The organism is Paraburkholderia tropica (genome assembly GCF_014171495.1).
GTDB classification, from domain to species: domain Bacteria; phylum Pseudomonadota; class Gammaproteobacteria; order Burkholderiales; family Burkholderiaceae; genus Paraburkholderia; species Paraburkholderia tropica.
Window position 1 is genome coordinate 1,529,573 of sequence record NZ_CP049134.1, and the last position, 20,677, is coordinate 1,550,249.

The window sequence follows — 20,677 nt, forward strand, 5'->3', positions numbered from 1 at the left end:
GCTTTCCGGGGTAGCTTCGGGCCAGGCTTCCAGGCCGCTTTCGCGTGCGGGTAGCGCGGGGCGCTATGATCGGGGCTTGCGGATCGCGATGGGCGCGCTCCGCAGTGGGAACATGATGATAGAAGCGATATTTGGGGAGGGCGCGTTTGTGGTGGTCGGCGCGTTCTGGCATCAACTGGCTCAGCTTTGGGAACTGATTGTGATGGTGTGCCGTTTTCTCTGGGACCTGCTCAAGCTGTTGAGTGGGGCCGGATGAGGCGGCGCGCCGCGCGAGACGCGACACGCTGAGCGCACAACACACGACGAGGGGCGTTCATGACCGACGATTCCACCCGGCGTTTCACCGACCGGGTCGCCGACTACGTGAAGTACCGCCCGAGCTATCCGCGCGAAGTGGCGACGTTCGCGCACGTCGAATGCGGCGTCGCGCCAGGCGCGACGGTGGCCGACATCGGCGCGGGCACGGGTTTGTCGTCGAAACTCTTTCTCGACGCGGGCCATCCGGTCGTCGCTGTCGAACCGAATGCGGCGATGCGCGCGGCGGCGGACGCATTTCTGGCCGACTATCCGCGCTATCGCAGCGTGGCGGGCACGGCGGAAGCAAGCACGCTCGATACCGCGAGCGTCGATCTTGTGATTGCCGCGCAGGCGTTTCACTGGTTCGACAAGGCGGGCGCGCGGCGCGAATTCGCGCGCGTGCTCAAGCCGCGCGGCAAGATCCTGCTGTTCTGGAACAGCCGTCTGCTCAAGGGTTCGGCGTTTCTCGAAGGCTATGAGGCCTTGCTGCACGCGTTCTGCGCCGACTACACCGAGGTGGCCGAAACCTATCCGTCCGACGACGCGATGGCCGACTGGTTCGGCGAGGGCTTCGAGCAGAAAACGGTGTTTCCGAACGCACAGCAGCTCGATTTCGACGCGCTGAAAGGGCGCTTGATGTCGTCGTCATATGCGCCGACAGCCGACGACGCACGCCACGCGCCGATGCTCGCGGCGCTACGCACGCTGTTCGATGCCACGCAGCAAGGCGGCACGGTGGACTTCGCGTACGAAACGCGGGTCTACGCGGGCAAGCCGGTGCGCGTGTAGACCGCGTGGCGCATATGATTCGGATGCCGAAACATATGCGCCTTTAGCGGCCGAACTCATAGTCGCTTTCGCGCACGCGCCGCGTCTGGTGACGAAACGCGAACGTGAAGCCAGGCCACAGCGACGTGACCTTGCCGCTTTTCGTCTGATAGTAGCTATGGCAGCCCGACTTCCAGACCGTGCGCGCGAGCTGCGCCTGCAGTTTCGCGTTGAACGCGCGCTGCACGTCGGCGCGCACGTTCATCGTGCGCGCGCGACGGCGCTGCATCGCGCGGATGCAATCGGCGATATAGCGGATTTGCGACTCGATCATGTAGATCATCGAGTTGTGGCCGAGACCCGTGTTCGGGCCGATCACGATGAAGAAGTTCGGAAAGCCCGCCACGCTCGCGCCCAGATATGCCTCGGGACCGTCGCGCCGCCACGCTTCGCCGAGATCCGCGCCATTGAGGCCCGTCACGCGAAACGGCGCATCCACGTCGTTGACCTGAAAACCCGTGCCGCAGACGATCGCATCGACGCGATGATGCGTGCCGTCTTGCGTCACGACGCCATCGGCGACCACTTCGCGAATCGGCTCCGTTACGAGCGCCACGTTAGGCTGCGTGAGCGCCGGCAGATAGTCGCTCGATAGCAGCACGCGCTTGCAGCCGAGCAGGTAATCGGGCGCGAGTTTCGCGCGCAGTGCCGCGTCCTTGACCTTATGCGCCAGATAGTTGCGCGCGAATTTCATCGGCGCATTCAGCAGGCGCAAATCGACGATAAAGCCGAGCGCACGTGATTCGAGCTGGCAATAGATGGCCGCGCGCGCGAGCCGCTGCGCGAGCGGAACGTGTCGGTATATCCAGCGCCGGCGCGCGCTGATCGCGCGGTCGCGGCGCGGCATGATCCACGGCGGCGTGCGCTGGAACACCGTGAGCTGCGCGACGCGCGGCTGGATGCGCGGCACGAACTGGATCGCGCTCGCACCCGTGCCGATCACGGCCACGCGTTTGCCTTCGAGCGCGTAGTCGTGATCCCAGCGCGCCGAGTGAAACAGCGTGCCTGCGAAGCGATCGAGCCCGTCGATCGCGGGCAGGGCGGGACGCGAGAGCGGTCCGTTGGCGGCGATCAGCAGATCGGCTTCCACGGTTTCGGTCACGCCGTCGCGCTCGATCTCGATCACCCAGACGGCGCGCGTCACATCGAAACGCGCGGCGCTTACCCGCGAGCGATAGACGACGAAGCGCTCGACGTCGTATTTGCGCGCGCAGCGTTCGAGATAGTCGAGAATCTCCTGTTGCGGCGCGTAGGTGCGCGTCCAGTCCGGGTTCGGCTCGAATGAAAACGAATAGAGATGCGACGGCACATCGCAGGCCGCGCCGGGATAGGCGTTGTCGCGCCAGGTGCCGCCGAGGCTCGCGGCGGCCTCGTAGATCGTGAACGACTCGATGCCCATGCGGCGCAAGCGGATCGCCATGCCGATGCCGGCAAAACCGCTGCCGACGATGACGATGCGCGGCGCAGTGGAGGAGGGTCCCGCAGGTGTGGCCATGATCGTGTGCTTCTTCAAAGCGGGAGCGCGTGCTCGAAAAATGAAAGGCAGCGCCGATGTAAAACGGGCTCCGCGAGGGAGCCCGTGATCCAAAAGCAGCGGCGAATGCGCGGCGGCTGGGCGCCTAGCTGTTCCAGTCGTCGGAACTGCTGTCGTTGCTGCCCATGTCGACGCCGCCGCCCGAACCGTCGTCCCAGTCGTTCGAGCCCTGGCCGAAGTCGAGACCGCCGCCGTCGCGCGGCACACGGCGGCCGTCGTCGTCGACGATCACATCGCGTTCGATCACACGGTCGCGGCCGTGGTTGAGCGCCTCGCCGAGCAGCACGCCCGTCAGCAGACCGCCCATGCCGCCCATTCCACCGCCGCCTTGCTGCACGATGACTTGCGGTTGCTGCTGTGGCGGATATTGCGGCGGATATTGCGGATTGTGACCAAAGGCGGCGTCGGCTTCACGCGCATAGGCCGAGCCGCTGCCGTACGCGGCCGCCGGCGCGGCGGCCTGGGCGTTCGGATCGGAGCGGCCTTCGGCGCGCGCCTTGAGGCTTTCGAACTGGCGTTCCAGATCTTCGATCTCGTAGGGTGCGACCGGATTCGTGCTGCCCGAAAGCCGTTCGACCACGCCGCGAAGCTGCGTTTCGAACGCTTCGAGATCTTTCTCCAGCACCTCGTGACCGGCGGCCGTCGAGAGCTTCACGTCGAGCTTGAGCGAACGCACGCCGTTGAGCAGGTCGGTGGCGCGCTTGAGCTGGTCGCGGCGGTCGTCGCCGGCCTTGGCGTCGTCGTTCGATTTCGCGCGGCGCAGCGTCCAGCGCAGCACGAGCGCGATGCCGATCACGACGATCGCAATGCCGATCCACATGCCAATGCCAGGACCGTGCCTGACCGGCGCGGCAGCGGCCATGGCGGCGGCGGGCGCGACGGATTGCGATTGCTGCGCGAACGGATTGCTTGCGCGGTTGGTGGTGACGCTACCGGCGCGCGCGGCGTCGGAGCGGATTTTGGCTTCGACCTGCGCGAAGCGCTGCGGCTGCGTGAAGCGCACTTGCGGGTCGAGCTGCTTCGCCTGCTGGACCTGCGTGAGCGCATCGGCGTAACGGCCTTCGCGGTTGAGCACCTGCGCGTACAGATAGTGCGCGCGGGCGTTGTCCGGATGCGCCTGCAGAACCTCGGTGAGACCCGAGTCGGCGCGTTGCCAGTCGCCTTGCGACATCGCGGATTCGATCTGCTGGACGCTCGGCACGGCGAACGCCAGGCCGCTCACGAGCGCAAGCGAAGCGAAAACAGCGACAAAAAACTTTTTCATGTTGCAGGCCGGGCGGCTTGTCGCCCGTCTCCATGACAGTGTTACGTGGATGCGGCGCGCGAAGACCGCTGCGCCGCATCCGTCACGCGCGGCGTGTTACTGCGCCGGCGTATTCAGCTGCTTTTTCAGGGCTTCGAGGCGGTCATCCACCGACGGGCCCTTGTTCAGCGCGGCGAGCTTGTCGTCGAGCGCCTTGCCGCTCGACGTGTCCGCCGAATTCAGGCGGGCGTCGGAGCGGGCGTTCGACAGATTCACCTTGTCTTCGAGCTTCTGGAAGTCCTGCGCAAGATTCTTGCCGCCGATGCCGCCGAGCGCGGTCGCCGCGACGTCCTTGGCCTGGGCGATCTGCTGCTTCGCCTGCAGGATGTTCGAGCGTGCGTTGAGGTCGTTGCGGCGCGAGCGCATGTCGTCGATCTGCTGCTTCAGCTGGTCGACCGACGGTTCGAGCTTGGCGAGTTCCGCCGCGAGCGCGTCGCGTTCGGCTTCAGCCGTCGACTGCGCGCCGAGCGCCTCGCGAGCGAGCGCTTCGTCGCCCGATTGCAGCGCGCGCTTCGCGCCGTCTTCGTACTTCTTCGCCTTGTCGGCGGCCACGTCGCGCTTGCTTTGCTGCATTGCGACCTGCGCCTGGATCTCGACGAGCGAGTTCTCGGCTTTCGCAATGCTGTCGTCGAGTTCGCGCACGATCTGGCGCGCGTCGCGCGACGGGTCCTGCACGGAGTCGGCGGCATCGTTCAAGAGACCCTTGACCGTGCGAGAGATGGAGTCGAAAAGCGACATGTAATTCTCCGGTGAAATGAGATCGGCCCTACGTTTGGCGGGCCGCGATGCGGCTTGCGGCACGTGCGCGCGCCTCGCGTTCAGCTTACGCCGCTTTGGGCGAGCCGCGCATGCAGCGCGCAAATCGGGACGAAAGCGCCGATTGCAATAGCGCGAACGATTCACGCCGACACAATTGACCTTTCTTCACGTCGCGCCGCGTTTCATGCGTGGCCCAGCGCGCATCGCTCGCGGATATTACACCACGGGGTCTCTTAAAAGGGACTTAAAGGCACGGCGCGCAGAGGGGGCGTCGCGCGTGCATCGGCCGCCGCGTTGGCGTTCAGAATGGCGCGGGCAGGCGCGCGCTCAGGCGAACTTGCCGCCCTCGGGCGCGGGGCCATGGCGATGTGTGTCTTCTTCGTCGCGGTCGTCGAGCGTGCGACGGGCGAACGGTGTGCCGCTGAGCGGCTGCAGCGGTTCGTTATCGGCGAAATGCACGTCTTGCGGCAGCGCGGCGTGGCTTTCCTGCGCAGCGCTTTCGGCGGCGGATGCCGCGAGGCGTGCGACCGCTTGCGCCACTTCGTGCGTGGCGTCGTGTTCGAGACGGGCCTCGTGATCTTCGTGTGTTTCGTCGGATGTCTGCGCGTGCTCGAGCGGCGTGGCGGCTTCGAGCGGCGCGTTTGCTTCGTCGGCGACAGCGGGCCGGATACCGGCGCGTCCCGGCTTCAGCGGTTTGGCGGCCTTGCGCAAGACCTGCGCGAGCGCGTCAGGCTGGCGCGGCGCGTTCAGACGGTCGACGATGCTGGCCGCCTTCACCTGGTCGCTGGTCGCGCTGAAGGCGATCACCGCGCGCCGCATGAGCTCGCTGATGCTGATGCCGAGTTCGTCGGCAGTGGCGGAGATCGCGCGTTTCTGCGCGGGGGTGACGAAGACCACGATGCGTTCGCTGGGCTTGTTCATGATCGGCTCGCCGATGGATCGGCGTCGGGGTCGGCCTCGAATGACCTCGGGTCCGGCGCGGGTGGGGCGGCCGTTACAGCAGCGCGATGGCCGCCGCTCGCGCAGGGGCGTGCAGCAATCTCTCCATGATAAGACGAGACGCGCGATGCGCAACGCCAAGCTGCGCGCACGGCGCTTGCGCATCGCGCAATGATCTATTGCGGATCGGGGCGCGCAGCGTCGAAAGCGCGCGCCGATCTCCTGTCGCTTCGACACTTTCTCCGCAGAACGCGTCGGATGGCGCAAACTGCCGTCACCGCACGGCATTCACGGCGAATAAACAGGTCGGCATGAGCTTGTCCAGGAAACTCTTACAAAAAAAGCGCGACCGCCCCCGCCCGAATTATTTAGAATGCGCTGTTACATTTCGCGTCGATGCAGCGCACAAGGCTTCATGGGCGGGCTTCGCGCGAAAGGGTGATGAAAGATTCACCTTGCGACGGCGCGCGGAATTCGCGCGCCACGTGGCCGGACGGGGGCGTTGCCGGCCGCGTTACGGAACCGCGCTCGGGGCGCGGCGCCGTCACATGCCGCATTGGCGCCATGACGCCATGATCGAGATCTACGCGCGCTTGCCGCGCAGCCGCGGCGCAAACGAACGCGCCAATCATTCCAGTCATGCCTATCATTAAACGACCGCCTTCACCGCAGTACCCGAACGACGATCGGGAACCCTCCTTCAACCGTGGACGCGAGCCGCAGCGCCGCGACGACGCGCGCGACGAACGGCCCAAACGCCGCTCGATCGGTGCGTCGATCGCGCTCGGCTTCTTCGGCCTGTTCGCCACGCTGGCCGTGGTGGGCGCGCTGATCGTCGGCTATGCGCTCGTCGTGATGGGCCCGCAGCTGCCTTCGCTCGACGCGCTCACGAACTATCAGCCGAAGGTGCCGCTGCGCATCTACACGGCCGACCACGTGCTGATCGGCGAATTCGGCGAAGAGCGACGTCAGCTCGTGCGCTTCGACGACATCCCCGACGTGCAGAAGAAGGCCGTGCTCGCGATCGAGGACTATCGCTTCTACGAACACGGCGGCGTCGACTTCGTCGGCATTCTGCGCGCAGGCGTGGCCGATCTGATGCACGGCGGCGCGTCGCAGGGCGCGAGCACGATCACGATGCAGGTCGCGCGTAACTTCTTCCTCTCGAGCGAGAAGACCTACACGCGCAAGATCTACGAAATGCTGCTGGCGTACAAGATCGAACGTGCGCTCACGAAGGATCAGATCCTCGAGCTGTACATGAACCAGATTTATCTGGGTCAGCGCGCCTACGGTTTTTCGGCCGCCGCGCGCGTGTACTTCGGCAAGGATCTCAAGGACATCACGCTCGCCGAAGCGGCGATGCTCGCGGGTCTGCCGAAGGCGCCGTCCGCGTATAACCCGATCGTCAATCCGAAGCGCGCGAAGATCCGCCAGGCGTACATCCTCAAGCGCATGCTCGATCTCGGCTACGTGACCCAGGCACAGTACGACGAGGCCATCAAGGAGCCGCTGCACACGCGCACCGCGGGCACCGAGTACAGCGTGCACGCCGAGTACGTCGCGGAAATGGTGCGCCAGATGATGTATGCGCAGTACAAGGACGAAACGTACACGCGCGGTCTCACGGTCACCACGACCATCGACAGCGCCGACCAGAACGCCGCCTACGCCGCCGTGCGCAAGGGCGTGATGGATTACGAGCGCCGTCACGGCTATCGCGGTCCGGAAGGTTTCGTGCAACTGCCGCCGGCCGGCGACGACCGCGACCAGGCGATCGACGACGCACTGACCGATCACCCCGACAACGGCGACCTCGTCTCCGCGGTCGTGATCGACGCCACGCCGAAATCGGTGACGGCGCAACTGCTCGACGGTACGCAGATCACGGTGACGGGCCAGGGCCTGCGCTTCGTGGCGGCGGGTCTGTCGCCGCGCGCGTCGAACGCGCTGCGCATTAAGTCCGGCTCGATCGTGCGCCTGATCGCCGACGAGAAGAACGACTGGCAGATCACGCAGTTGCCGCAGGTGGAGGGCGCGCTCGTCTCGCTCACGCCGCAGGACGGTGCGATCCGCGCGTTGATCGGCGGCTTCGATTTCAACAAGAACAAGTTCAACCACGTCACGCAAGCCTGGCGTCAGCCGGGTTCGAGCTTCAAACCGTTCATCTATTCGGCGTCGCTCGAAAAGGGCCTCGGACCGGCGACCATCATCAACGATGCGCCGCTGTATTTTCCGCCGAGCTCGCCGGGCGGCGACGCATGGGAACCGAAGGACGACGATCAACCCGACGGCCCGATGCCGATGCGCCTCGCGCTGCAGAAGTCGAAGAACCTCGTGTCGATCCGCATCCTGTCGTATATCGGCACGAAGTACGCGCAGGATTACGTGACGCAGCGCTTCGGTTTCGACGCGGACAAGACACCGCCGTATCTGCCGATGGCGCTCGGCGCGGGGCTCGTCACGCCGCTGCAATCGGCGGGTGCGTACTCGGTGTTCGCGAACGGCGGTTATCGCATCAATCCGTATCTGATCGCCGAAGTCGACGACGCGCACGGCCAGCCGATCTCGCGTGCGCAGCCGCTGGTCGCCGGCCAGAACGCGCCGCAGACGATCACGCCGCGTAACGCGTACATCATGAACAGCCTGCTGCATTCGGTGGCGACGGCGGGGACGGGCGCGGGCACCAACGTGCTGCATCGCGACGACCTGCAAGGCAAGACCGGTACGACCAACGACGCGCACGACGGCTGGTTCGCCGGCTATCAGCACACGCTGGTGGCGGTTGCGTGGATGGGTTACGACCAGCCGAAGAGCCTCGGCAGCCGCGAGTTCGGCGCGCAGCTCGCGTTGCCGATCTGGGTCGACTACATGAGCAAGGCGCTGCGAGGCATTCCGCAGGAAGAGCCGCCGATGCCGCAAGGTCTCACGACCATCGGCAGCGAGCTGTACTACTCGGATATGACGCCGGGTGCGGGCTTCGTTTCGGCCATCGGCATGGATGCGGGCGTGCCGGCCGGCGCGGCCAGCGATGCGAGCGGCGCAACGGGCAGCATGGGTCCGGGCGGCATGACGCCGCCGAGCGTGACCACGAGCGAGAAGCAGCAGATCATGGATCTCTTTGAGACGAACAAGCCGTAACGCTGCGGTATTCGCTCAGGTTCGCCGCTTCACCTCATTAACACGGCACGTCGGCAACGACGTGCCGTGTTTTGTTTTGTTTTGTGCGGACAATTCTCTTTGGCAACAAGGGTTTGGGTGGGTTGCCCAGGGCTTGTCCACAGGGACTTCAACAAAAACTGGGGATAAGTTGGCGTGACAACTGCATGCACGCTCGACCACGCAACGGACATTCACGTGCAGGTCGAGGCGCTATACACACCGCTAACGCAACATCGATCGATCGCACTGCTCGTGGAGGCGTTTTCACGCCCCGCGCCTGTGACACCTTTCTGAAGCCCACCGCGCATGCAGTCTGACTGTTGAGCAATGTCAACTGTCTTGACGCGCGCTGGGTACGCGCAGCAAGCCGTCCATGTATGCGCTGACCGACTTGCCGTCGCCCGGTGAGCCTGCAATCGCCTTGATGAAGGTGGTGCTGCAAGGGAAGCGCAAAACCGTGGGCGAGGGTATGTCGTCGATGGCAGGGGTATCATTCGCGACTCAATCCAAACAAAACAGGTGATGCACCTTGAGCTATGACCTGATGGTTTTTGAAGCGACGCGCGCGCCAGTAGAGCCGGAAGCATTCATGGCGTGGTATCGCGAACAGACCCAATGGACCGAGGACCATGGCTACAACGATCCTGCCATCAGTTCCGACGCACTGCGAAACTGGATGATGGACATGATCCAGATGTTCCATGCCATGAATGGACCGCTCGCGCCAGAAGTCGATCCTGAAGACGAAGCACTGCTGACGGACTATTGCATGGGTCGCGATGTGATCTATGTGGCCTTCGCCTGGAGCAAGGCAGAACTAGCCTACGCGACCATGTTTGATCTTGCGGCGCGCCACCGCGTAGGCTTTTTTAATGTCAGCTCTGGCGTGGACGAAACCTGGCTTCCCGAAGGCGAAGGCAAACTTAAACAGCTCTAAGTGGGGCGGCAATTCAATCACGTTATCCCTACGCCGTGAGGCGGAAGGCAGAATTTCACCCGTCACATGCTGCATGCCTCGTATGCCCTGGGGGATGTTGAAGATCACACGCCCGCCACCCTCGGCGTTGCCTTTCTCCGTGGCGGGATCGAGCAGGGCATAGTGCGCCAGAGACTCGAAGATGCGATGGCGCAACGCTGCATCGGTATTTGTGTCCTTGGCCAGCCCGTACACATTGGGCAGCAAATACTCGGCTAGCTGAGAAACCGGCACAACGCCACACGCACGATCTGCTGCATGGGCCCGTGCGTCGTGCGAGATCGCGCGCAGCTCATCCAGCAGCTCCTGCGGCAGGTACTGGCGGTAGGTGGCATTGCGGTACCGGCCGGCCATCGGGTCTCCCTGTCGTTCTGGCTCGCGCTGCAAGCCACTTGTTCCGCACGCTCAGAGGTCGAGCGCACCGGCGCTCAACAGCCGCGCAAGGCAGATTGCGCCTCAAAACACGCTGTCGTATCGCAGACCGAAGGTTTGGCTATGCGTTGTACGCGAGAACATCAACCCCCAGTGCGTGAGCCACGCGCCTGTGAGCGCGCCGAGCGCGTCCGCGAACAGGTCCTTGTACGAGAATCCGTCGCTGCGGCAGGTGCCGTCGAACGCCTCTTTCAGCAAGCCCGGCACCGTGCCGATCAATGTGCCGTAGATCACCGGATGTCCGGTATCGCGCGCGAGCCAGCCACCGATTGCACCGAATGGCGCGGACAAGCCGAAGTGTTCGAGCTTGTCCGTGCCGGTCCAGCTATCGTGGTTCTGGAAGCGAAAGCCGCCACGCGAGCCGGCGCAATCGATGCCTGCGTACGCCGCGTGACTGACGGCGATGAGCAGCGCGAGCGAGATCGTGTATCGGAAGAAGGCAGTCATGGTCGTCATGCTCGAGGTTGTGGTCCGCGGACGCGACCATGCACGCGATGCGACGATGCACAGCCCACGCCCTTAAACGCTCCGATCAGTCATTATTTTTATCAGCATCACTAATGAATTATTTTGCGATGAGCTGATGTGACGGGGAGTGTAGCAGCCACATCCCAAAAAGAGTCCTGCGATTTTTCTGACAGAAAAACGTGAAAAGCGCCTGTTTCAGGCGCTTTTCAACGAATCATGCGAAACGCGGGGTGCGTATCAGTTGCTCACCGCGGAGGCCGATGCAGCGGCATCGGCGGCCGCTTTCGGAGAAGAAACGGGATTGTCCGACGGCGGGGTGCCCATCGCCTGAAACAGCGCCGCCGTGTCGGACAGACGCGCGCCGCGATAACGAATCTCGTCGAGACGCGCATTGCGCCATTGCTGCTCGCTTTGGCGCACGGCGTAGTAGGGCAGCGCGCCGAGCTTGTAGCGCGCGTTGGTGTCGTCGTAGACGCCTTGGGCGGCCTGCGCCGAGGTGCTCGCCGCATCGAGCGCCTGCGCGTCGTGCTCCAGCGAGGCGAGCCGGTCGGCCACGTCCTGGAACGCCGCCAGCACGGTCTGCCGGTACGACGCGTTGGCCGCATCATAGGTCTGCAGCGCCGCGCGCCGCTGCGCGACCAGCGCGCCGCCGTGAAAGATCGGTTGCGTGAGCGAGGCGCCGATCGCCCACAGCGCGCCTACGCCCGACGTGACCACCGGCCAGCTGAAGCCCGCCTGCCCGAGGCCCGCCGAGAGCGTGATGCTCGGGAACATCTGCGCCGTCGCCGCGCCCACGTCGGCGGAAGCGGCAATCAACGCCGCGCTCGCGGCCTCGATGTCGGGACGCGTTTTCAGCAGTTCCGACGGCACCACCACCGGCACCTGCTGCGGCAGATGCAGGCTCGCGAGATCGAGATCGGGCGGCGCATTGTCGGGCGTGCGGCCGAGCAGCACGGCGAGCGCGTGGCGCATCGCCGTCCATTGCTGACGCAGGCCGGGCAGGTTGGCCGCCAGCGACGCCGCGCTCTGCTGCGCATTCAGCAAATCGGTGTGCGACACGGCGCCGAGCGCGTAGCGTTTCTGCATTTCGTCGGCTTGCGCGTTGGCGAGCGCGATCAACTGCACGGTCGTGTCGATCTGCGCATGCAGCGTGGCCGCGCCCAGCGCACTCGCGACGATGTTGGCGGCCAGCGCGCGTCGCGCCGACTCGAACTGAAACACCTGCATGTTCACGCGCGAGGCGAGCGCCGCGTTGTTCAGGCGCGTCGCGCCGAACAGGTCGAACGAGTACCGCACTTCGACGAGCCCCGCGAACACGTCGTACTGGAGCTTGTCGATGCCGAGTTGCGGTATGCCGGGCGCGCGCTGGCGCTGCGCGGTGCCGAGTGCATCGACTGTCGGCAGCATCGAACTGCCGATCTGACCGCGCAACTGTTCCTTCGCGGCTTGCAGGCTGTGATCGGCCGCGGTGAGATTCGGGCTGTTCGCGAGGCCTTCCTCGACGAGCGCATCGAGCTGCGGCGAGTCGTAGAGCGTCCACCACTGCGGCACCGGCTGCGCGCCCACATCGAACTGCTGCGCGACGCCTTGCGCGGCGACCGTCTGCGCCGCTTGCGGCTCGGCGCCGTAATGCGCGGGCTGCGGCATTGCGGGCGGCTTGCCGTCCGGCCCCCACGAACAGGCGCTCGCGAGCAGCGCCGCCAGGGCCGCCGCGCTCAGGCGCAGGCGCGAGGCAGCGGCCGTGCGCCGGGCCGCGCGTACGGCCTCGCCCATCTTCGTCGGCGTGGAAATGGTCATGATGCTTTCCCCGCGTTCGCTTGAGGCTGGTCGGTTTCGCTGCTGCGCACGCGGAACGCGGTCGCGTACAACGCGGGCAGGAAGAACAGCGTGAGCACCGTGGCGCTCGTGATGCCGCCCATCAGCGCGGTGGCCATCGGCCCGAAGAAGTTAGAGCGCACGAGCGGAATGAGCGCGAGCACGGCGGCCGCCGCCGTCAGCATGATCGGGCGGAAACGCCGCACGGTCGCGCCCACGATGGCGTCGAAGCGCGGATGCCCCGCGCGGATATCCATCTCGATCTGATCCACGAGAATCACCGAGTTGCGCATGATGATGCCGAACATGGCGATCACGCCGAGCATCGCGACAAAGCCGAACGGCTCGTTGAACAGCAGCAGCGCGACGGCCACGCCGATCAGCCCGAGCGGCGCCGTCAGCACGACCATCATCACGCGCGACAGACTTTGCAACTGGATCATCAGCAGCGTGAGCACGGCGATCACGAGTATCGGCAACTGCGCGTAGATCGACGTCTGGCCTTTCATGCTTTCCTCGACCGAGCCGCCCACTTCGATCCGATAACCCGTCGGCAGCGTGGCCTGGATCGACTTGAGCGTTTTCTGCAACGCATGGGTGACGTCGATCCCTTGCGCGCCCTGGCGCACATCGGACTGCACGGTGATGGTGGGCTGCCGGTCGCGCGACCAGATCACGCCGTATTCGAGCGTGTTCTCGAGATGCCCGAGCGCGCCGAGCGGCACCGGGCCGTTTGGCGTGGGCATGGCGAGCGAGAGCATGTGCGCGGGATCGACGCGCTCGTTGGGCGGCGAGCGCAGATCGACGCTGATGAGCTTGTCGCGCTCGCGATACTGCGTGACGGTGTAGCCGGAGTAGGTCATCTGCAGGAAGTTGGCGACATCCTGCGAACTCACATTGAGCGCGCGCGCCTTCTGCTGATCGATCTCGAAGTGCAGCGAGCGTTCGGCCGGTTCGTCCCAGTCGAAGCTGACGTTTTCGGTGCGCTTGTCGGCGCGCATGGCCGCGGCCACGCGATCGGCGATGCCGCGCACGGTCGCGATGTCGTCGCCGCTCACGCGGAACTGCACCGGATAGCCGACGGGCGGCCCGTTCTCCAGCCGCGAAAGACGCGTGCGCACCGCTGGAAAATCGTTGCGCAGTTTGGTTTCGAGCCATTCTGCCAGCTTCTCGCGATCCTTCACCGACTTCGCCGTGATGACGAACTGCGCGAAATTCGGCTGCTGCAATTGCTGGTCGAGCGGCAGATAGAAACGCGGCGCGCCGGTGCCGACGAAGTCGATCGAATGATCGATTTCCGGACGGCCCTTGAGCGCTTCTTCGAGTCGCTTCGCCTGGCGCAGCGTCGCGTCGAACGATGCGCCTTCGGGCAGCCGCACGTCGACGAGCAGTTCGGGGCGATCGGAACTCGGGAAAAACTGCTGCGGGATCAGCGTGAAGCCCGCGAGCGCGACCACGAACAGCACCAGCGTGAGCCCGAGCACGACGAAGTTGCGCTCGATGCACCAGCCGATCCAGCCGCGCAGCCGATGGTAGAAACGCGTGTCGTAGATGTCGTCTTCGTGATGCTCGTCGTGCGGCGCATTGGCGTCACGCTTGCGCTCGGGCAGCAGGCGGTAGCCGAGCAGCGGAATCAGCACCACGGCCGCGAACCACGACGCGATCAGCGCAATCGCCGACACCTGGAAAATCGAGCGCGTGTATTCGCCCGTGCTCGACTTCGCCAGCACAATCGGCAAAAAGCCCGAGACGGTCACGAGCGTGCCGGTGAGCATTGGGAACGCCGTGCTCGTGTACGCGAAGGCGGCGGCGCGCGTGCGGTTCCAGCCCTGCGCGAGCTTCACGGCCATCATTTCGACGGAGATGATCGCGTCGTCGACGAGCAGGCCGAGCGCGAGCACCAGCGTGCCGAGCGAGACCTTGTGCAGGCCGATGTCGAACAGAAACATCACGAGCGCGGTGACGGCCAGCACGATCGGAATCGTGATGACGACCACCATGCCCGTGCGCACGCCCAGCGAGACGAGGCTCACGACCAGCACGATGCCGACGGCTTCGGCCACGGCTTCGACGAAGTCGTCGACGGAATGCGAGACCGCGTCGGGCATGCTCGACACTTCGGTAAGCTTGAGGCCCGCGGGCAGTTCGGCGCGCAAGGTGTCGATACGGGCGTCAAGCGCTTTGCCGAGCCGGATCACGTCGCCGCCCGGCTGCATTGTGATGCCGATGCCGAGCACGGCCTTGCCGTCGTAGCGCATCTGCGTGGCGAGCGGATCGTCGTAGCCGCGCCGGATCGTGGCGATGTCGCCGAGCCGGAAGTTGTGGCCGTTCACGGTGATGAGCGTGTCGGCGAGCGTCTTGAGGTCGGTGAACTGGCCGCTCGGGCGCACGAACACACGGTCGTCGGCGGTGGTGAGCGTGCCCGAGGCCGCGACGCTGTTCTGCGCGCCGATCACCTGGCCGATCTGCGTAGGCGAAATGCCGAGGCGCGTGAGCTGCGCGTTCGGAATTTCGATGTAGATGCGCTGGTTCGGGTCGCCGAAATAATCGACCTTGCCCACGTCCTTCAAGCGCAGCAGTTCCTCGCGCAGCTTGTCGGCGTAGTCGTGCAGTTGCGCGGGCGAGAAGCCGTCGCCTTCGAGCGTGTAGATGTTGGTGTAGACGTCGCCGAATTCGTCGTTGAAAAACGGGCCTTGCACGCCTTGCGGCAGCATCGGCGCGATGTCGCCGACCTTCTTGCGCACCTGATACCACGTTTCGCGCACCTCGCTGACGGGCGCGGAATCCTTCATCGTGAAGAACACCAGCGACTCGCCCGGACGCGAATAGCTGCGCAGGAAGTCGATATACGGCGTTTCCTGGAGCTTGCGGCCGATGCGGCTCGTGACTTCGTCCTCGACCTGGCGCGCGGTCGCGCCGGGCCAGAAGGTCTGGATCACCATCACGCGGAACGTGAAGGGCGGATCCTCGGACTGCGAAAGACGCGTGTACGAGAGCGCGCCGAAGATCGTCGCGAGCGCGATCACGAAGATCACCAGCGCCTGATGGCGCAGCGCCCAGGCGGAGAGATTAAAGCGGCCTTCCTGATGATCCGCGCCTGGCTCGCGGTCGTGTTCCTGCTCGGGCACCTCGCTCATGACGCGAAGTCCTCGGGATGCAGCGGCGCAATCGGGTGCACTTTTTCGCCGACGGTGACCGTGTGCACGCCTTGCACGACGACGCGCTCGCCGTCCTTGAGGCCGTTCGTCACGGTGATGGTGCGCGCGTCGTAGCGCGAGACGCTCACGCGGCGCAGTTGCAGCACGTTGTCCGCGCCTTGCACGATCCAGAGCGCGGGCGCGTTGCCGTCGTGGAAGAGGGCGGTGGCCGGGACCGTGTATGCGTCCTGGGGCGCGTTGTTCGCGTTGTTTGCCGCCAGCGCGACGTTCGCGGTCATGCCGAGACGCACATCGGCGTCGGGATGTTCGAGCGTGAGCTTGACGCGCCACGTGCGGCTTTGCGGATCGGCGGCGGCCGCGAGTTCGCGCACGTTCGCGGCATAGCGGCGGCCCGGCAGCGCGGGCAGCGTGACCTGGGCCGTATCGCCGGTATGCAGGCCCGCGATGGCGTTTTCCGGCAGATCGCTCACCACGTCGATCTCGCCGGTCCAGGCCAGTTGATAGACGGCTTGCCCCGCCTGCACGTTCTGGCCGGTGTCGGCGTTTTCGGCGGTGATCACGCCCGCGTGGTCGGCAACCAGCTGCGTATAGCGGCGCTGATCCTGCGCGAGCGCGAGCTGCTGTTTGGCCTGGTCGCGTTGCGCGAGCGCCGACGCATACGCGTCCTGGGTCTGCTCGAACTGCGCGCGGGCGATGAGGTTGGCTTGCGACTGGGCGGTGTCGCGATCGAGCTGCTGCTTGGCGAACACGTAGCGATGCGCCGCGGCGTCGTACTGCGCCTGCGCGCTCGCGGCGTTCTTGTCGTAATCGCCCGGATCGAGACGCGCGAGCACCTGGCCGGGCTTCACGCTGTCGCCTAGCCGCACGTTGCGCTCGATGATCTTGCCGTTCACGCGGAACGACAGCGGCGTGGCGTTGCGCGACTGCACGGTACCCGGATAGCTGGCGCTCGCGCCGTGCGCGTCCGGATGCACGGTCATCGACACGACCGGGCGCGGACCGGGCGCGGCGGCCTCGTGCTTGCCGCAAGCCGCGAGGCCCGCGAGCGCGCAGCACGCGGCGACGCCCGCAAGGCGGCGCACGGCCCGGCGCAGAGTGGAAGGGGATTCGACGAAAACGGGGCACTGCCCGCGCATCCTGCTCGATGCGCCACGACCGCAACGATTCACTTGGACCTCGACACGCCTGGAACGCGCGCCGGGCCGGATCGAATGCACCGGACACGCCGCGCCGCCGCTGAGTCTGTCCGCGCGTGGCGCGGGACGCGCCTCGATGTCTCCTCCGCTGCGCGTCAACCGATCTCAGATGATGGTTTGCATTCTAATACAACGTTGTATCTGAATACACGATTGAATCCGAAGAATGATTCAGTGCTAGACTTCGGCGATCGCCTTTCCATCCGGGACGCATCGTTCCGGCGACGTTTTCCATCGAGGTCCCCACCTCGTTTCTCGCATCGTTATCGACACGCCATGGCACGCCAGACCACCGGGCGCAAGCGCCTTACCCGCGAAGAAAGCCGCGACCAGACGCGCGAGCGCCTGCTCGACGCCGCGCAGGCCATGTTCATGAAGAAGGGTTTCGTGGGCGCGAGCGTGGAAGACATCGCGGTCGCGGCCGGCTACACCCGCGGCGCGTTCTACTCGAACTTCGGCAGCAAGGCGGAATTGCTCGTGGTGTTGCTGCGGCGCGATCACGAAGCGATGGAAGGCGAGCTGCGTTCGATCTTCGAAACGCCCGCCTCGCGCGAGGAAATGGAAGCGCGCGTGCTGACTTTCTACAGCCGCTTGCCGCAGGACAACAAGATGTTTCTGCTGTGGGTGGAAGCCAAGCTGCTCGCGGCGCGCGACGCGCGTTTCCGGGCGCGCTTCAACGCCTTCATGAAGGAAAAGCGCGAGCGGCTCGGCGCGTATATCGCGGAGTTTTCGGCGCGCGTCGGCACGCCGGTGACGATCGCGCCCGATCTCATGGCGCTCGGGCTGATGGGCCTGTGCGACGGCGTGCAGTTTCTCGCCACGGCCGATCCGCAGCATGTAACGCCGCCGGTGGTGGAGGAAGTGCTGGGCCGCTTCTTCGCGCGCGTGGTCTTCGGTCGCGACGCCTGACGCGTGCGCGCGGCGTGCCTCAAATGCCGAGGCCAGGGCCGTAGTTGCTGCCGATGAGCGCCGTGACCGCGGCCACGTCGCGGTAATCCTGCTCGGGCATGCCGTCGAGAATCGCCAGCACCTCGTTGCTGGCGCCCGCCGCGCGTGCGGCGTCCACGAGATCGTCCTTGTTGGCGGGCCAGCGCACTTCGCGCAGGACGTCGGTGAACTGGAGGTCGATCGGTTCTTCGGGGAGGCGGGAGGCGGACATGCGTTGAATCCTTGCTGAACGGGCTGAAGTGTCGGAAATCGGTTCAATGGCGGTTTCTGGATACGGCCCGGCCATCCAGCCGGAGCCGATCAGATATGCGTTTCGGTCCACGGGCGTCGCGGCTCAAGCATACACAATCCACGTCGAAACCCGCCGCAGGGTGCGCGGCCGCCCGCCGCCCGTTTCAGCCCACGCGGGCGCGCGGCTCAGGTCTGCAGATGCACGTCGGGCGTGAGCGCGTGATCGAGACGGTGCGATTTGGGCAGGGTCAGATATTCCCAGCGCTGCGTGCTCGTGGCGGCGGGCACGTCGGGCGCGGGTGGCGCGACGGGCACGTCGGCCATCGGAGAGCGTGTGGACGGCTCCATCGCGTGTGCGCTGGCGCGGTCGATCTGGGCATCATGCGTGTGCACCGGCGCGGCAAAACACGACGCGGACAGCAACACAGTGGTCAACAGCGTCGAGGTTTTCATCGCTCGACCTCCTTTCCTCATGCGGCCCGAAGGCCACAGCAAGTGCCGTACCGCGACAGTGCGCCCCTGCGTCCGTGCGATGCGGCGACCGCGTGCCGAAGGCGCGCCGACGATGGCAAACATCACGGCAACCCCAGCAGCGAAGCGGCTCAGCGCGGCGCGTGCGAACGGCGGGCGAGGCGGCCTGTGCGACGAGGGGCCGGCTGGAGAAACCGGCTGTGACCGCCGGCCCGCGCACACGCGCGAGCGACCTGCTCATAATGGCAGCAAAAGCCTGCGCGCGTCGCGAACGCGCGTGCTTTTTTCATCGATCGGTCTGCAAAACGCGAGAGGCGAGGCGCTACAGGCGCGCACCGCCACGCGGCCTCAGCGCTCGGCGTTCAGCCGCTGATACGCATCGAGCAGCGATGTCTTATAGACCACGCCCGCGAGTTTGGGCTGTTGCGCGCTTTCGATCACCGGCAGACGCTCGCCCTGAAACGACATGAAATGCTGCAACGCAACAGCGAGCGGCATGTCGGGCGTCAGCACGTCGAACGAAGCCTTGAGGTAGTCGCAGGCATGCTTGTTCGAGGTATCGCGCTTTTGCAGCAGGTCGTTCGTGATGTCGGCGAGCGCGACTGCGCCGAGGAAGCGGCCGTCGTCGTCGGTCACGTAAAGATACTTGACCGGATATTCGAGGAACACGCGCGTCATTTCCTGCACCGTCGCCCCGGCGCGCACGACCGTGTCGGCGGGGCGCACGAGTTCGCGCATCTGCGTGGCGCGCAGGCGCAGACGCTCGGCTTCCTCGCGATTTCGATGCAGCGTGATTTCGTACATCGACTTCTTGCCGGTCGCGCGCGCGACGAAGTACGCGACCACGCAGGACAGCATCAGCGGCAGCACGACCTGATAGCTGAGCGTCATTTCGAAGATCATCAGGATCGCCATCAACGGCGCCTGGGTCGCGCCCGCGAGGAACGCGCCCATGCCGACCATCGCATACGCAAACGGCGCCGAGGTGCCGTGCGGCCACAGCGCGTGCATGCCCTGGCCGAACAGGCAGCCGACCACCGCGCCCATGAACAGCGTCGGGGTGAACACGCCGCCGACCGCGCCCGAGCCGACTGTCGCCGCCGTCGCCATCAGCTTGAAGACGAGCACCGCCGCGAGCGCGGTCCACGTCCACGGCGAATGCAGGATCGAATTCACCACGCTGTAGCCGTTGCCCCAGACTTCGGGCGTCCACACCGAAATCACGCCGCAGACGAGGCCGCCGAGTGCGAGTTTCGCGGGCAGCGGAATCGCCAGCTTGCCGAAGCCCGCCTTGGCGACGTCGAGCAGCGAGAGAAAACGCGGCGCGAGCACGCCGCACAGCAGCCCGAGCGCGACGAACAGCAGCACCTCGATGCCCGTCACGGGCGGAAACACCGGCATCTCGTACGGCGGCTTGTAGCCCGCGAACTCGCGCATGGTGATGTTGGCGACCACGGAAGAAACCACGATCGGCCCGAAGCTCTCCATCACGATCGAGCCGAGCACGATTTCGGTGACGAAGAACGCGCCCGCGATCGGCGCGTTGTACGCCGAGGTGATACCGGCCGCCGCGCCGCACGCCACCAGCAGACGCAGCCGCTGCGGATCGAAGTGCACCCAGCGGCCGATCAGCGAGGCGGCCAGCGCGGCGAGTTGCACCATCGGGCCTTCGCGGCCGATCGAGCCGCCGCTCGCGATGGTGAACAGCGACGAAACGCTGCGCCAGATGCTTTTGCCGACCGGCATCACGCCGTCGCCGATCGCCACGGCTTCCACGTAGTCGGTGTGGATCGGCTTGCTGCCGCCGCCCGCGGCGTCGCCCGCCGAACTGCGTTTGGCGACGAGCAGCAGACAGCCCGCGATAAAGCCGCCCGCCGCGGGCAGCCAGATGCGCGTGTGCCACGGCAGACGGCGCGCCATCTCGACGAAGCTGCCTTCGCTGCCCGTGAACAGAATCTGCAGATGCGCGATGCCTTCGCGAAACAGCACGGTCGCAAAAGCACCGGCCACGCCGACGATGACCGACCAGATCAGCATCGTGTGGGCGTCGGAGAGGCGAAAGAGATCGCGGGCGCGGGTGCGCAGTTTCAGCAGGAATGACAGCACGGCAGGCAGACGGATTGAACAGGTGAACAGGATCGCACGCGCGCGGGGCGGCGT

General features: G+C 65.6%; 17 protein-coding genes. 6 read left to right on the forward strand and 11 right to left on the reverse strand.

What is annotated here, in order from left to right; all coding sequences use genetic code 11:
* Positions 1-112 precede the first annotated feature (112 nt).
* Positions 113-256, forward strand: a complete 144-nt coding sequence (locus G5S35_RS06835; RefSeq protein ID WP_161495517.1) for a hypothetical protein — start codon at positions 113-115, stop codon at positions 254-256.
* Positions 257-315: 59 nt separating this feature from the next.
* Positions 316-1,086: a class I SAM-dependent methyltransferase gene (locus G5S35_RS06840; protein WP_065059401.1), complete on the forward strand. Its 771-nt coding sequence runs from the start codon at positions 316-318 to the stop codon at positions 1,084-1,086.
* A 43-nt stretch (positions 1,087-1,129) separates the two neighbouring features.
* On the opposite strand, the gene G5S35_RS06845 is transcribed toward G5S35_RS06840, so the two are convergent.
* The 4 genes from G5S35_RS06845 to G5S35_RS06860 all read right to left on the reverse strand — a co-directional run bounded on the left by G5S35_RS06845 (position 1,130) and on the right by G5S35_RS06860 (position 5,642).
* Positions 1,130-2,620, reverse strand: coding sequence for a flavin-containing monooxygenase (locus tag G5S35_RS06845; protein WP_124262048.1), 1,491 nt, complete (start codon positions 2,618-2,620; stop codon positions 1,130-1,132).
* A 124-nt stretch (positions 2,621-2,744) separates the two neighbouring features.
* Positions 2,745-3,923 (reverse strand): tetratricopeptide repeat protein, encoded by a 1,179-nt coding sequence (locus G5S35_RS06850; protein ID WP_183038764.1) that lies wholly within the window; start codon positions 3,921-3,923, stop codon positions 2,745-2,747.
* A 96-nt stretch (positions 3,924-4,019) separates the two neighbouring features.
* A complete protein-coding gene (locus G5S35_RS06855; protein WP_065059403.1) occupies positions 4,020-4,700 on the reverse strand; it encodes a PspA/IM30 family protein in 681 nt (226 codons plus the stop codon).
* A 348-nt stretch (positions 4,701-5,048) separates the two neighbouring features.
* A complete protein-coding gene (locus G5S35_RS06860; RefSeq protein WP_124262050.1) occupies positions 5,049-5,642 on the reverse strand; it encodes a hypothetical protein in 594 nt (197 codons plus the stop codon).
* 657 nt (positions 5,643-6,299) lie between these two features.
* Here G5S35_RS06860 and G5S35_RS06865 point away from each other — a divergent pair.
* The 3 genes from G5S35_RS06865 to G5S35_RS06875 all read left to right on the forward strand — a co-directional run bounded on the left by G5S35_RS06865 (position 6,300) and on the right by G5S35_RS06875 (position 9,759).
* Positions 6,300-8,801, forward strand: coding sequence for a penicillin-binding protein 1A (locus G5S35_RS06865; protein ID WP_065059406.1), 2,502 nt, complete (start codon positions 6,300-6,302; stop codon positions 8,799-8,801).
* A gap of 394 nt (positions 8,802-9,195) precedes the next feature.
* Positions 9,196-9,345 (forward strand): hypothetical protein, encoded by a 150-nt coding sequence (locus G5S35_RS06870; protein ID WP_161495531.1) that lies wholly within the window; start codon positions 9,196-9,198, stop codon positions 9,343-9,345.
* A 6-nt stretch (positions 9,346-9,351) separates the two neighbouring features.
* Positions 9,352-9,759 carry a hypothetical protein gene (locus G5S35_RS06875; RefSeq protein WP_183038765.1) on the forward strand — a complete coding sequence of 136 codons (408 nt, stop codon included), beginning with the start codon at positions 9,352-9,354 and terminating at the stop codon, positions 9,757-9,759.
* 495 nt (positions 9,760-10,254) lie between these two features.
* Here the strand turns inward: G5S35_RS06875 and G5S35_RS06880 are convergent, their stop codons facing one another.
* The 4 genes from G5S35_RS06880 to G5S35_RS06895 form a co-directional block, all read right to left on the reverse strand.
* Entirely contained in the window at positions 10,255-10,677 is a 423-nt protein-coding gene (locus G5S35_RS06880; RefSeq protein ID WP_124263260.1) for a YfiM family lipoprotein, read from the reverse strand.
* A gap of 258 nt (positions 10,678-10,935) precedes the next feature.
* Positions 10,936-12,471, reverse strand: coding sequence for an efflux transporter outer membrane subunit (locus G5S35_RS06885; protein WP_124263264.1), 1,536 nt, complete (start codon positions 12,469-12,471; stop codon positions 10,936-10,938).
* 20 nt (positions 12,472-12,491) lie between these two features.
* The gene (locus G5S35_RS06890) at positions 12,492-15,650 is read right to left on the reverse strand and encodes an efflux RND transporter permease subunit (protein WP_183038766.1); all 3,159 of its coding nucleotides are present in this window, start codon (positions 15,648-15,650) and stop codon (positions 12,492-12,494) included.
* On the reverse strand, positions 15,647-16,807 hold the full coding sequence (locus G5S35_RS06895; RefSeq protein WP_074984091.1) for an efflux RND transporter periplasmic adaptor subunit: 1,161 nt from the start codon (positions 16,805-16,807) through the stop codon (positions 15,647-15,649). The genes G5S35_RS06890 and G5S35_RS06895 overlap by 4 nt, the downstream gene beginning before the upstream one ends.
* A 336-nt stretch (positions 16,808-17,143) precedes the next feature.
* Between G5S35_RS06895 and G5S35_RS06900 the strand changes: the two genes are divergently transcribed.
* On the forward strand, positions 17,144-17,776 hold the full coding sequence (locus tag G5S35_RS06900; protein ID WP_065064693.1) for a TetR/AcrR family transcriptional regulator: 633 nt from the start codon (positions 17,144-17,146) through the stop codon (positions 17,774-17,776).
* A gap of 19 nt (positions 17,777-17,795) precedes the next feature.
* Here G5S35_RS06900 and G5S35_RS06905 read toward each other — a convergent pair whose 3' ends face one another.
* The 3 genes from G5S35_RS06905 to G5S35_RS06915 form a co-directional block, all read right to left on the reverse strand.
* Complete coding sequence (locus G5S35_RS06905) at positions 17,796-18,026, reverse strand: DUF2795 domain-containing protein (protein ID WP_065064695.1); 231 nt, start codon at positions 18,024-18,026, stop codon at positions 17,796-17,798.
* Positions 18,027-18,232: 206 nt separating this feature from the next.
* Positions 18,233-18,499: a hypothetical protein gene (locus G5S35_RS06910; RefSeq protein WP_065064697.1), complete on the reverse strand. Its 267-nt coding sequence runs from the start codon at positions 18,497-18,499 to the stop codon at positions 18,233-18,235.
* A 366-nt stretch (positions 18,500-18,865) separates the two neighbouring features.
* Entirely contained in the window at positions 18,866-20,623 is a 1,758-nt protein-coding gene (locus G5S35_RS06915; RefSeq protein WP_183038767.1) for a ClcB-like voltage-gated chloride channel protein, read from the reverse strand.
* Between the last annotated feature and the right edge of the window lie 54 nt (positions 20,624-20,677).